Origin of the sequence: Rhodococcus sp. OAS809, assembly GCF_040546695.1 — a bacterium.
In the GTDB taxonomy this organism is placed as follows: Bacteria; Actinomycetota; Actinomycetes; order Mycobacteriales; family Mycobacteriaceae; genus Rhodococcus_F; species Rhodococcus_F qingshengii.
The window spans coordinates 5933832-5946191 of sequence record NZ_JBEPOI010000002.1; the positions used below are offsets into that span (position 1 = coordinate 5933832).

Consider the following 12360-nt stretch of genomic DNA (forward strand, 5'->3'; position numbering starts at 1 on the left):
CACATGACAACTTTCAGTCTGAACGTTCCCAACTTCGGCACCACTCTCGCGGAGGACTCCTACGCGAAACTCGTGCAGGTCTGTCAGAGCGCGGAAGCTGCGGGCTTCGACCGGGTCCTCGTCACCGATCACGTGGTGATGGGCTCGGACAACTCGGCGTACACGTGGTCGGCGTTCCCCACCGAGCCCGACGCCAACTGGCTCGAGCCGCTGACCGTCCTGGCTTTTGTTGCCGGACAGACGAAGACAATTCGCTTGGGGACCGGAATCGTCATCGCGGCGCTGCGCGGGGGAGCGGTACTGGCCAAGACGGCCGCGACACTCGATCTGCTCTCCGGGGGCCGACTCGACCTGGGCGTCGGAACAGGTTGGCAGGAACGTGAATACGAGGCGGCAGGTATGGACTTCGGTAAAAGGGGACCACTGCTCGACGACGCTCTCGCAGTGTGCCGGGCCCTGTGGAGTTCGGCGCCGGCGAGCATCGACACCCCTCGTCTGAAGTTCGACGACGTGTACTGCGCGCCCCGTCCGGCCGCTGGAATCCCGATCTGGGTGTCCGGTTCGCTCTCCAAGGCCGTTGTACGACGCGTCGCAACCTGGGGTGACGGGTGGATTCCGATCATGGGTGCCGCGGACGACGACCTACGTGAAGGGATCGACGTCATCGGCAAAGCGATGGCGGATCTCGGACGCGATCCAGCGGAATTGCAGGTCCGTGGGCGACTGACCGTCGTACGCGGGTCCGACGGTTCGATCGACCTCCCGGCGACGATGATCGGCGCCGAGCAGCTGCTCGAATCCGGTGCCACCGATGTGCTGGTTGCGCTGGCGGCAGTAGATCCGGATCCGGATGCGGCGATGGCAGAGTTCGGCGAGCTGGTGGCGGCCTTCGCAAAGGTGACCCGCTGACGATTGCGTCGAGGCGGTAGTTCTATCGTGCGAAGTGTTGTAGTGCAGCCTGATCGAGGAGAGAACACATGACCGAGAGCATCGTCGTGGATACGAGCCTGGAAGCGTTGCTCGACGCCCGGATCAGCTGCCGCGCCTACGAGGACCGTCAGGTGCCACGTGAGGTGATCGAGGAGATCCTTCGGCTGGCGCAGAAGACGCCGTCGTGGTGCAACACGCAACCGTGGCAGGTCGCGATCACCGAAGGGGAGGGCACCGAGCGATTCCGCGCCGGCCTCGGTGAGTACGTGATGGCCAACGCCCAGGAGTCGGACTTCGAGTTCCCGCGCGCGTACCAGGGCATCTACAAGTCGCGTCGGTTCGACTGCGCGATGGCGCTGTATTCGAGCGTCGGAATCGAGCACGGTGACCGCGCCGGATCCGCGGCACAGACGATGAAGAATTTCGAGCTCTTCGGCGCTCCCCACGTCGCGATCATCACCACCGACGAGGCATTGGGCACCTACGGCGCAGTCGACTGCGGGTTGTACGTGAACAGCTTCCTGCTCGCGGCCCAGAGTCTGGGGGTCGCCACCATCCCGCAGGCGGCGCTCGCGGGCAGCTCCAAGTTCATTCACGAGCATTTCGGTATCGACGACACTCGCAAGGTTGTCTGCGCGATCTCGTTCGGATACCCCGACGCCGACCACCCGGTGAACGGATTCCGCACCGAACGCGAAACCGTCGACAACGTCGTGCAGTGGATGTCGAACTGACAGGGATGTCGAACTGATCACCTGCTGGTCGGGGGATTGAGTGTTGCGTAGTTCCACCTGAAAGACTGGTGGCATGTCCGACACACCCGAACTGTTCGATCGTCTGCGCCGATTCCCCGATGTCGAGGCACCCAATCTCTTTGCCGTCGATGCGGCTGATCGTCTGATCCTCGACGAGGCCGCCGACGCTCTCGCCGCGGCACCGGCGGGCACCGTCGTCGTGATCGGCGATCATTACGGTGCGCTGACTGCCGGTGTTGCGCTCGTGCACGGAATCGCCGCCGTGCGCGTTCACCAGGATCCGCTCACCGGAGAGCTGGCCCTCGCGAACAATGCGCGCGAACTCGGATTCAGTGACGCCTTCACCTCGCACGGACTGGACGAGGAGTTGCTCAGCGGCGCCCGCGTCGTGCTCATGCAATTGCCGCGTAGCCTCGCCGAACTTGCCGAGATCGCCCAGCTGATCGCGCTTCACGCCGACCCGGCGGTTCGTGTCTTCGCCGGTGGGCGTGACAAGCACATCACCCCGGCGATGAACAAGGTTCTCGGCGAATCGTTTTCCGACGTCAGCGCCTCGCGTGGGCGTCAGAAGTCCCGCGTACTCAAGGCTTCGGAACCGAAGCCCGATGTTGCTATCACGTTCCCGGTGACCGAACGCCTCGACGAATTCGACCTCGACGTCGTTGCTCACGGCGCAGTGTTTGCCGGTGCGAGCCTGGACATCGGCACCCGGTTGCTCCTGGAGAACCTCGGAAAGATTGCGGTCGATCCGCTGAGCGACGTGATCGATCTGGGTTGTGGCAGCGGCATTCTCGCGGCGGCGATCGCGCGGAAGTTCCCGGACGTGCACGTGATCGCAACGGATCAGTCCTCGGCAGCCGTCGCTTCGGCTCTGGCGACTGCGTCCGCAAATGGCGTCGGCGATCGAGTGAGCGGCCTGCGCGACGACGCCGTGGGTTCGTTGCCCAGTGCGAGCGCGGATCTGGTTCTGTTGAACCCGCCGTTCCACGTCGGCGCGGCGGTCCACACCGGCGGAGCACTCAAGATGTTCGAAGCTGCTGGCCGTGTCCTGCGTCCCGGTGGCGAGTTGTGGACTGTTCACAACGCGCATCTGGGGTATCGCGAACCGTTGAAAGCCGCGGTGGGTCCGAGCGAGGCGATGGCGAAGAACGCGAAGTTCATCGTGATGAAGTCGGTCAAACCGTCCTAGTATCGAAAAGGGACGAGTGTCGAAGAGTGTTGATCTTCCGGAAATGCGCCGGGAACTACAACCGAAGCTTCGACGTTGTAAATTACGAGTGCTTTACTTTTAGTCAGGTACACGGACCGTGTCGGAAACTCGGATCCGTCCGGCGAACCCGCGACGCACCCGTCGTAGGCCACCACGATGAAGGGATGATCACGGTGCGCACCACCAGCAACCCGGTGTTCCGCAATCTGCCCAAGCAAGAGGGCAACGGATACGCCTCGTTCGGATCTGCGACGGCGGGCGCCTCGCAGGCAACCCAGCAGTTCGGTCAGCCGCAGTACGCTCCGGCCGAGCCGTACCAGACCGGTCCCACCTCGCGGGCCATGACGATCGACGACGTCGTCACCAAGACGGGCATCACGCTCGGTGTGCTGACGATCTCGGCACTGGTGTCGTACTTCCTGGTCAACAACAACGTCGACCTCGCTACCCCGCTGGTAATCGGCGGCGGTCTCGTCGGCCTCGTTCTGGTTCTGGTCGCGACGTTCGGCCGCAAGATGGACAACCCGGCAATCGTGTTGGCGTACGCCGTCGCCGAGGGTCTGTTCCTCGGTGCGCTGTCGTTCATGTTCACCAATATTCAATTCGGTGGCGTCGGCGGATCTGCACTGATCGCGCAAGCAGTCCTCGGAACGTTCGGCGTGTTCTTCGGCATGCTGGTCGTCTACAAGACCGGTGCGATCCGGGTGACACCGCGTCTGACGCGAATGATCATCGGCGCATTGATCGGCGTTGTCGTTCTGGCCCTCGGTAACCTCGTCGCGAGCTTCTTCGTCGAGGGCGGACTGGGACTGCGTGACGGCGGAACGCTCGCCATCATCTTCAGCCTCGTCTGCATCGGCATCGCAGCCTTCAGCTTCCTGCTCGACTTCGACGCCGCTGATCAGCTGATCCGCGCACAGGCGCCCGAGAAGGCAGCCTGGGGCGTCGCATTCGGCCTCACCGTCACCTTGGTCTGGCTGTACGTCGAGATCCTGCGTCTGCTGAGCTACTTCAACAACGACTAGTTCTCGAGTCGATCCGTAACACGAAGAAGGGCCCCGCGAGGGGCCCTTCTTTTGTCGTCTGTGGGCGGTTACGGTGCTTGGATGCCTAGCAACTGCTTGGTTTGGAACGAAGGGGAGCGAATGTCGACAAACACCTCTGAACCCATCCTGGTCGCGGATGCCGGAGCAGTGCGAACGCTGACCTTCAACAATCCGAGCCGCCTGAACGCTTTCAATGCGGCCGGCTTTCGAGCTTTGACCAAGGCTCTCGACGACGCGGCGTCGGACGATTCCGTGGCCGTGGTGATCGTCGAGGGCGCAGGCAAGGCATTTTCCAGTGGCGTCGACCTACGCGCACTGGCCGAACCCGGCACGGACAATGCCGACTTCGGCGACGCATTCGCGCCGCTGATCATTGCGCTGGTGGAGTTTCCGAAGCCTTTGATCGCCGCGGTGCACGGCGCCGCCGTCGGCATCGGCCTGACCATGCTGCTCTACTGCGACGTCGTCTACGTTGCCGAGAACGCACGCTTGCGGGCACCGTTCACCTCGCTGGGTACCGCTCCCGAAGCTGCCAGTAGTTGGTTGCTGCCCAAGGTGATCGGAACACAGCGCGCCGCCGAGCTGATCCTGTCGGCCCGGTGGCTCAGCGGCATCGAGGCGGCCGACTACGGCTTGGCGACGGCCGCCGTAGCTGCCGACGAGGTACATGCGCGTGCCCGCGAGAGTGCCGAGCAGATTGCCGCCAACGTCGGACCGGCAGTCCTGGCCGCCAAGCGACTGCTCCGTCACGGTTGGGCGGAAGAGGCTCGCGCCGCCGTGCAGCGTGAGGACGAGGCTGCGCGAGAGTTGATTCGCGAGTTGGGGAGTTTTGCTCAGAAATTCACGACAACATGAAAACCGCGAACATTGAACACGACCACACGAAAGCGGCCGCCCGGCAGAAGCCGGGCGGCCGCTTTCGACGTGCTCAGGGGATCAGCTGAGGCGCTCGATCACCATTGCCATGCCCTGTCCGCCGCCGACACACATGGTCTCGACGCCGAAGGTCTTGTCCTGCTCCTGCAGGTTGTTGATCAGGGTGTTGGTGATACGGGCACCGGTCATACCGAAGGGGTGACCCAGCGCGATCGCGCCACCGGAGATGTTGAGCTTGTCCTCTTCGATGCCCAGTTCGCGAGCGGATCCGAGGACCTGCACTGCGAATGCCTCGTTGATCTCGAACAGGTCGATGTCGGAGATCGACTTGCCGGCGATCTTCAGGGCGTTCTTGACGGCCTGGATCGGGCCGAGGCCCATGATCTCGGGGGACAGGCCCGAGACGCCGGTGGAGACGATGCGAGCGAGCGGGGTCAGGCCGAGTGCCTTTGCCTTGGTGTCGGACATGATCACCAGTGCGGCTGCGCCGTCGTTGAGCGGGCAGGCATTGCCGGCGGTGACGGTGCCGTCGGGGCGGAAGACGGGCTTGAGGCCGCTGATGCCCTCGTAGGTGGTGCCGGCGCGGGGGCCGTCGTCCTTGGAGACGACGGTGCCGTCGGCGAGCGTGACGGGCGTGATCTCACGCTCGAAGAAGCCGCGCGCGATGGCTTCCTCGGCGCGGTTCTGGCTGCGAACTGCCCAGCGGTCCTGGTCTTCGCGGGTGATGCCGGTGGCCGAAGCGACGTTCTCGGCGGTCTGGCCCATGCCCAGGTACACGTCGGGGATCAGGCCCTCTTCGCGAGGATCGGTCCAGGCGACTCCACCTTCGGCGAGCTTGGCGCTACGGGCCTGCGCTGCGTCGAAGAGCGGATTCTTGGTGTTGGGGAGGCCGTCGGCGTTGCCGGTGATGAAGCTGGAGACGGACTCGACGCCGGCGGAGATGAAGACGTCGCCCTCGCCTGCGCGGATGGCGTGCAGCGCCATGCGGGTGGTCTGCAGCGAGGAGGAACAGTAACGGTTGACCGTGACACCGGGGAGGAAGTCGTAGCCGAGCTGGACGGCGACGACGCGGGCGATGTTGAAGCCCGACTGACCGGCGGGCTGGCCGCAACCGAGCATGAGGTCGTCGATCTCGGTGGGGTCGAGCTCGGGGATCTTTGCCAACGCGGCGGCAACCATCTGAGTTGCGAGGTCATCCGGGCGGATGTCCTTGAGCGAACCCTTCATTGCGCGGCCGATGGGCGACCGTACTGCTGAGACGATTACTGCCTCGGGCATGAAAACTCCTTTTGTGTACTGCTCGAGGGCGGCTTGAAACGCCGTCGAGCAGGGCAAGTTGAATGCAGCTTCGACTTACAATTTACGTTGCCGCTCCCAGATGGTGGTCACGCAGTCTCACTCAGTTGACGTCGGGGCGCTGACCTGCAGGTTTGGTGCGTCTCGCGAAGGCTTTCCACTGGGTTGCCGCCGCCGTCAGTCGGGCCGCGACGGTGCGGGCTTGCGCCGCCTCCGAAACGTGGGGGAGCTCGGGTAGCGGGCCACCCTGCCATTCACCCAGAGCCGACGCGAGAACCGGGACGATCTGCTTCGCCGCGAGTTCGTATCCGGCCGCGGACGGATGGAAACGGTCGGCCGAGAACATCGTGTCGGGCGAGGCCAGGAATTCCTTGGCCAGCAGGTCGGCCAGTGGAACGGGATGACCCCCGGCGTTTCTGGTCGCGGCCGCCTGGGCGAGTGCGAGGCGATGGCCCCATTCGCGCACCACGGAGCGCAGAGGTTGCGGGATCGCCGTGACCACCCCCAGATCCGGGCAGGTGCCGACAACAACGACGGCACCGCTCTCGCGTAAGCGTCGAACCGCGTCGCCGAGGCGTTTAGCCGACGCGTGAATCGCGTTCTTGGCGGTGACGTCGTTGGCGCCGATCAGGATCACCGCAGCGTCCGGGGGAGGACCGGCGACGAACATGGCGTCGACCTGCCCACTCAACCCGCGGGAGGTGGCGCCCCCGATGGCCTTGGTGCTCAAACGGATTCGCTTCCCGGTTTCACTCGCAAGCAGCTTCGCGACCTGAACACCCGGTACTTCCGAGGCCGTCAGCGCGCCGACGCCGGCCGCAGACGAATCGCCGAAGATCATCAAGTGGAGATCGAAGGGCACGGCCCGCCACCAGAGTTCCGGGTTGTCGGCGCCGGGTGCGTACACCCCGTCCGCCTCGGGTGGCTTGGCGATATTGCGACCGATCACCCCGCGGGCCGCCCCCGCCTGCGACATCAGATAGTTGTAGCCCAACCAGGAGAGCGTGCCTGCACTCGATCCGGCCACCACCGTGGCCACCGACGCTTTCAGTCCGGTTCGACTCACACTTGCCAATCTAGCCGGATTGCACCACCTTCGCCCGACGTCCGCGCGCACCGTTTTCTTTCATCTGGGAACATGGACGAATGCGCATCGCGGAACACGTCGTCGACCTCATCGGCAACACCCCACTCGTCAAGCTCACGTCCGTCACGGGCGAAAACTTCGGCACGGTGGCAGCCAAGGTCGAATACCTCAACCCTGGCGGTAGCTCCAAGGACCGCATCGCCGTCAAGATGATCGACGCAGCCGAGGCTTCGGGTGAACTGAAGCCGGGCGGCACCATCGTCGAGCCGACTTCGGGCAACACCGGAATCGGCTTGGCGCTCGTGGCGCAAAAGCGTGGATACAAGTGCGTTTTCGTCTGCCCAGACAAGGTCAGCGAAGACAAGCGCAACGTCCTGCGCGCCTACGGCGCCGAGGTGGTCGTGTGCCCCACGGCCGTCGCGCCGGACAACCCGAACAGCTACTACAGCGTCTCCGACCGTCTCACCCGTGAGATCCCCGGCGCCTGGAAGCCCAACCAGTACTCCAACCCGGGCGGACCGGAGAGCCACTACGAGACCACCGGCCCCGAGATCTGGGCCGACACCGACGGCAAGATCACGCACTTCGTCGCGGGCGTCGGCACCGGCGGCACCATCACCGGCACCGGCCGCTACCTCAAGGAAGTTTCGGGCGGCAAGGTCAAGGTCATCGGCGCAGACCCCGAGGGCTCCGTCTACTCCGGCGGCACCGGTCGTCCGTATCTGGTCGAAGGCGTCGGCGAAGACTTCTGGCCGTCGGCATACGACCCGTCCATACCGGACGAGATCATCGCCGTCTCGGATGCCGATTCCTTCGAGATGACGCGTCGCCTCGCCCGCGAGGAGGGACTGCTGGTCGGCGGTTCCTGCGGTATGGCCGTCGTCGCTGCCCTCGAAGTAGCCAAGCGTGAGGGCCCCGACGCCCTGATCGTCGTCCTCCTCCCGGACGGTGGCCGCGGCTACCTGTCCAAGATCTTCAACGATCAGTGGATGGCGTCGTACGGATTCCTGCGCACCCCACTCGACGGCAAGACCAACGTCCCCACCGTCGGCGACGTTCTGCGTGGCAAGTCGGGCGAGCTGCCGGACCTCGTTCACACCCACCCGTCGGAGACCCTGCGCGACGCGATCGAGATCCTGCGCGAGTACGGCGTGTCCCAGATGCCCGTCGTCGGTGCGGAACCGCCGGTCATGGCAGGCGAGGTCGCCGGAAGTGTGTCCGAGCGAGATCTGCTGAGCGCGGTCTTCGAAGGCCGTGCGCACCTTGCGGATTCCGTCGAGAAGCACATGAGCAAGCCGTTCCCGCTCATCGGTTCCGGCGAGCCGGTCTCGGCTGCCACGAAGGCGCTCGGGGACACCGACGCACTCATGGTCGTCGACGACGGCAAGCCGGTCGGTGTCATCACGCGCCACGATCTCCTGGGTTTCCTGAGTTCGGATTCCTGAGTTCGGATTCCTGCGCCGGCACCGGCGCCATTAGGCTGGGGACCATGAGTGAGCAACGCAGCAAGGCCGACAACATCAGCTGGCAGGGTTTCTCCACGAAAGCGGTGCATGCGGGTTACGAACCCGATCCGCTGACCGGTGCGGTCAACGTGCCGATCTACGCGAGTTCCACCTTCGCCCAGGACGGCGTCGGTGGAATGCGCAGTGGCTTCGAGTACGCGCGAACGGGTAACCCCACCCGTCGCCCACTCGAGGCGAACCTCGCCGCGCTCGAATCCGGAACCTACGGCCGAGCGTTCAGTTCGGGAATGGCGGCCACCGACTGCCTGCTCCGTTCGGTACTTCGACCCGGCGATCACCTGGTCATCCCCGACGACGCGTACGGCGGAACCTTCCGTCTCATCGACAAGGTGTTCACGCAGTGGGGGATCGAGTACACCCCGGCTCCGGTGTCCGACGTCGATGCGGTGCGCGCGGCGATGAAGTCCAACACCAAGCTGGTCTGGGTCGAGACGCCCACGAACCCGCTGCTCAATATCGGTGACATCGAGCTCCTTGCCGAGGTCGCCCACGAGGGCAACGCAAAGATCGTGGTGGACAACACCTTCGCCTCGCCGTACCTGCAGCAGCCGCTGCAGCTCGGTGCCGACATCGCGCTGCACTCCACGACCAAGTACATCGGCGGACACTCCGACGTGGTCGGTGGCGCTCTCGTCTGCAACGACGAAGAACTGGACACCGCGTTTGCCTTCCTGCAGAACGGATCCGGCGGCGTTCCCGGCCCCTTCGACGCGTTCCTGACGTTGCGCGGAATCAAGACACTGGCGCTGCGCATGGAGCGTCACAGTGACAACGCGGAGAAGGTCGTCGAATTGCTCGACGGCCACCCCGCGGTTGCCAGCGTCATCTACCCCGGACTGGCTTCGCATCCGTCGCACAAGGTCGCGGCCAAGCAGATGCGACGCTTCGGCGGCATGATCTCCGTCCGTCTCAAGGGCGGCAAGGCGGCAGCTCTCGACCTGTGCTCGCGCACCGAGATCTTCACGCTGGCAGAATCTCTCGGCGGAGTCGAATCCCTCATCGAATTCCCCGGTGCGATGACCCACGCCTCGACGGCCGGTTCCGCTCTCGAGGTTCCCGACGATCTGGTTCGCCTGTCGGTCGGCATCGAAGACGCCTCCGATCTGGTCGGCGACATCGAGCAAGCGCTGTCCTGATCTTCGCTCTACAGTAATTCGACTTCGAATCTGCAGTGCGCCTTCACACCTCACGAGGGTGTGGAGGCGCACTTTCTGGAGGCATGCGTGAATCTCGAACAGATAAAGGCTGCACAGCAACTGCTCGCCCCGGTCATGCGACGCACCCCGGTCGTGGCCTCGCGAGTGTTGTCCGAAACCACCGGCTTCGCCGTGAGTTTGAAATGTGAAAATCTGCAGCGCACCGGCTCTTTCAAACCGCGCGGTGCGTACAACCGCATTGCCAATCTTTCCGCAGAGGAACGGGCAGCGGGCGTGGTGGCGGCCAGTGCCGGTAACCATGCGCAGGGAGTTGCCTGGTCTGCAACAGAATTGGGAATCAAGTCGACCGTCTTCATGCCGACGGGTGCGCCGCTGCCGAAGTTGGTGGCCACCAAGGCATATGGAGCTCAGGTCCACCTGCACGGTTCGACTGTCGACGAAGCGCTCGTGGCCGCTCGCGAATTCGCGGACCGAACCGGAGCAGTTCTGGTCCACCCGTTCGACCACGAGGACGTCGTGGCGGGGCAGGGGACTGTGGGGCTCGAAATCCTCGAGCAACTGCCTGAGGTCGGCACGATCCTCGTTCCCACCGGCGGCGGCGGTTTGATCGCGGGAGTGGCTGCAGCCGTCAAAGCTGTGCGCCCGCAGGTCCGCATCGTCGGAGTGCAAGCCGAGACCGCGGCTGCCTGGCCGGCGTCGTTGGCAGCCGGGAAGCCGACCGCCTTGGCGTCGATGTCCACGATGGCAGACGGTATCGCCGTTGGCTGCCCGGGCGAGGTTCCGTTCGCCGAAGTTGCCGCCCATGTCGACGCCGTGGTGACGGTCAGCGAGGAAGCGCTGTCCAAAGCGCTCCTGCTGTGCCTCGAACGCGCCAAGCTCATCGTCGAACCGGCCGGCGTCGCGGCCGTCGCGGCCTTGATGACCTGTACTCCGGAGGAGCTGGGACTGACAGGGCCGGTGTGCGCCGTGCTTTCCGGCGGCAACATCGATCCGCTACTTCTCACGCACGTCATCTCGCACGGTCTGCGAGCGGCCGGACGGTTCCTCGGAGTTCACATCACCATCGACGATCGGCCGGGCGCACTGGTCTCGTTGCTCGAAGTGGTTCGAGCGAACGGCGCCAGCGTGGTCGATGTCATCCATTCCCGTACCGGTGGCGAACTTGCACTCGACGAAGTGGAAGTCTTCCTCACCGTCGAGACGCGTGGTCCGGACAACAAGGCGGAACTTCTGACGGCCTTCGACCGCGCCGGTTACGCAGTACGACTGCAGAACTGAGGCGAGTTACTCGTCAGGCCAGCCGCCCAGAACCGTCACGCGGTACTCCTGGTCGACCAGCCTGGCGGGTACGTCGAGTTGATGTAGCCAGTCGATGGCCGAACCGCCCATGCCGACCGCAACCCGACTGAATGCGGCGGCCTGGGCGCAGGAGGATGCAATCACCGACACCGTGCGCCACATCGGCGTCGCCGTCGATTCGCGGTGCAGTGGCTTGACGGTGCTGGCCGTGGCGATCCCGCAGTCGGACGGAAGTGCTACCTGGCAGGTCGGGTCGCCGGGCAGGTCTTGCACCTGAATCTGCCAGCCGTCTTCCGGCGCCGGGCCGGCAACCGCGATGTCCCCGCCGAGGCCGACCAGCACGCCACACCCGAGAAGAGTCGCAGTGGACGCGGCACAGTGGTCCGCTGAACTGGCGCGGGCCGTCGCGGACAGATCGAGAACGACGTCGTCCGGGCTGTACACGCGGTTGTTCTCGACGCGAATCTTCCACCAGGAGTGAGGGTCTGCCGACCCGGCCGTCGGCGTGAGTTTGCCGTCGGTCAGTCGTGCGACAGCCAACGCGTCTTCGAGGAAGTGCGCGAACATCGGGGTCACGGCGACGCCGTCGACGTTGCTCGCGGCGCTGACATAGGTACGAATCTCGGAGTCGGCACGATCTCGATTGGTGGCGGCGTCGGCAGCGGTGAGGTACCCGCGAACCAGGCTGGCCGCGGAGGGAAGGACTTCAGGGTCGGTGACGACGACCCGGGCCTGAACCCCCCACGTGAGCCACTCGGAGGCCGAGCGCGGAGTACTCACGAACCGTTGGAGACGGCGTCCGGGGTTCCGAATCCGGCGACCACGACGGGCCGCTTCGCTACGGGATTCTTGGTGTGAGAAGCCGACGTGTCCGGTGCGAGTGCCGTGGCAGTGGGAGAAGAAACGAGTGAAAGTCCGCCGCTTGCGAGTGCTCCCGCCACAGCCGTGGCTGCGAGGGCGAGGCGAACGGGTCGATACACCGTAGTGCGTCCCCGGGCGGGTCGTGGCCGATCGTCGCTCATGGACTCAGCTTGCACGCCGAACCTGAGAAAAGCCTTGGCGTCTGTAGTCATTTGCGTAACGCCCGCCGAGATAAATGAGACATTGGTTACAGGAGTCGCGAGACTGAGCCGTGTCGAATGCATGTTCGAAAGAGTAGATGTTCGCACCGACAAGTT

12 protein-coding genes are annotated in these 12360 nt (G+C 64.7%); 8 read left to right on the forward strand and 4 right to left on the reverse strand.

Translation table 11 applies throughout. The features are described 5' to 3' along the window. The first annotated feature begins 3 nt into the window (after positions 1–3). From ABIE52_RS30895 to ABIE52_RS30915, 5 genes are all read left to right on the forward strand, one after another. On the forward strand, positions 4–909 hold the full coding sequence (locus tag ABIE52_RS30895) for a TIGR03619 family F420-dependent LLM class oxidoreductase (protein ID WP_042448880.1): 906 nt from the start codon (positions 4–6) through the stop codon (positions 907–909). Between the two features lie 68 nt (positions 910–977). Beyond that, positions 978–1664 carry a nitroreductase gene (locus tag ABIE52_RS30900; protein WP_003943290.1) on the forward strand — a complete coding sequence of 229 codons (687 nt, stop codon included), beginning with the start codon at positions 978–980 and terminating at the stop codon, positions 1662–1664. 73 nt (positions 1665–1737) lie between these two features. Beyond that, positions 1738–2874, forward strand: a complete 1137-nt coding sequence (locus ABIE52_RS30905; RefSeq protein ID WP_192712319.1) for a class I SAM-dependent methyltransferase — start codon at positions 1738–1740, stop codon at positions 2872–2874. Positions 2875–3068: 194 nt separating this feature from the next. Next, on the forward strand, positions 3069–3920 hold the full coding sequence (locus ABIE52_RS30910) for a Bax inhibitor-1/YccA family protein (protein WP_192712320.1): 852 nt from the start codon (positions 3069–3071) through the stop codon (positions 3918–3920). Positions 3921–4040: 120 nt separating this feature from the next. After that, complete coding sequence (locus ABIE52_RS30915; RefSeq protein WP_192712321.1) at positions 4041–4796, forward strand: enoyl-CoA hydratase/isomerase family protein; 756 nt, start codon at positions 4041–4043, stop codon at positions 4794–4796. An 81-nt stretch (positions 4797–4877) separates the two neighbouring features. On the opposite strand, the gene ABIE52_RS30920 is transcribed toward ABIE52_RS30915, so the two are convergent. After that, positions 4878–6095: an acetyl-CoA C-acetyltransferase gene (locus tag ABIE52_RS30920; RefSeq protein ID WP_019744600.1), complete on the reverse strand. Its 1218-nt coding sequence runs from the start codon at positions 6093–6095 to the stop codon at positions 4878–4880. 121 nt (positions 6096–6216) lie between these two features. After that, positions 6217–7188, reverse strand: a complete 972-nt coding sequence (locus tag ABIE52_RS30925; RefSeq protein ID WP_042448870.1) for an SGNH/GDSL hydrolase family protein — start codon at positions 7186–7188, stop codon at positions 6217–6219. Positions 7189–7259: 71 nt separating this feature from the next. Here ABIE52_RS30925 and ABIE52_RS30930 point away from each other — a divergent pair, with 71 nt between their 5' ends. The 3 genes from ABIE52_RS30930 (at position 7260) to ilvA (ending at position 11161) form a co-directional block, all read left to right on the forward strand. After that, positions 7260–8645: a cystathionine beta-synthase gene (locus ABIE52_RS30930; RefSeq protein ID WP_003943292.1), complete on the forward strand. Its 1386-nt coding sequence runs from the start codon at positions 7260–7262 to the stop codon at positions 8643–8645. Positions 8646–8689: 44 nt separating this feature from the next. Then, on the forward strand, positions 8690–9862 hold the full coding sequence (locus tag ABIE52_RS30935) for a cystathionine gamma-synthase (protein WP_007728802.1): 1173 nt from the start codon (positions 8690–8692) through the stop codon (positions 9860–9862). A gap of 135 nt (positions 9863–9997) precedes the next feature. Further along, on the forward strand, positions 9998–11161 hold the full coding sequence (ilvA, locus tag ABIE52_RS30940; RefSeq protein WP_223304414.1) for a threonine ammonia-lyase: 1164 nt from the start codon (positions 9998–10000) through the stop codon (positions 11159–11161). A gap of 6 nt (positions 11162–11167) precedes the next feature. Here ilvA and ABIE52_RS30945 read toward each other — a convergent pair whose 3' ends face one another. Then, positions 11168–11962, reverse strand: coding sequence for an FAD:protein FMN transferase (locus ABIE52_RS30945; protein ID WP_003943281.1), 795 nt, complete (start codon positions 11960–11962; stop codon positions 11168–11170). Next, positions 11959–12204, reverse strand: a complete 246-nt coding sequence (locus ABIE52_RS30950; RefSeq protein ID WP_153211881.1) for a hypothetical protein — start codon at positions 12202–12204, stop codon at positions 11959–11961. Before ABIE52_RS30950 ends, ABIE52_RS30945 begins: the two co-directional genes overlap by 4 nt. Between the last annotated feature and the right edge of the window lie 156 nt (positions 12205–12360).

Excerpts from the sequence above, each read along its gene's own strand:
- ABIE52_RS30915 (WP_192712321.1), top strand. The coding sequence starts at position 4,041 with ATGTCGACAAACACCTCTGAACCCATCCTGGTCGCGGATGCCGGAGCA.
- ABIE52_RS30905 (WP_192712319.1), top strand. The coding sequence starts at position 1,738 with ATGTCCGACACACCCGAACTGTTCGATCGTCTGCGCCGATTCCCCGAT.
- ABIE52_RS30950 (WP_153211881.1), bottom strand. The coding sequence starts at position 12,204 with ATGAGCGACGATCGGCCACGACCCGCCCGGGGACGCACTACGGTGTAT.
- ABIE52_RS30895 (WP_042448880.1), top strand. The coding sequence starts at position 4 with ATGACAACTTTCAGTCTGAACGTTCCCAACTTCGGCACCACTCTCGCG.
- ABIE52_RS30935 (WP_007728802.1), top strand. The coding sequence starts at position 8,690 with ATGAGTGAGCAACGCAGCAAGGCCGACAACATCAGCTGGCAGGGTTTC.
- ilvA (WP_223304414.1), top strand. The coding sequence starts at position 9,998 with ATGCGACGCACCCCGGTCGTGGCCTCGCGAGTGTTGTCCGAAACCACC.
- ABIE52_RS30930 (WP_003943292.1), top strand. The coding sequence starts at position 7,260 with ATGCGCATCGCGGAACACGTCGTCGACCTCATCGGCAACACCCCACTC.
- ABIE52_RS30920 (WP_019744600.1), bottom strand. The coding sequence starts at position 6,095 with ATGCCCGAGGCAGTAATCGTCTCAGCAGTACGGTCGCCCATCGGCCGC.
- ABIE52_RS30900 (WP_003943290.1), top strand. The coding sequence starts at position 978 with ATGACCGAGAGCATCGTCGTGGATACGAGCCTGGAAGCGTTGCTCGAC.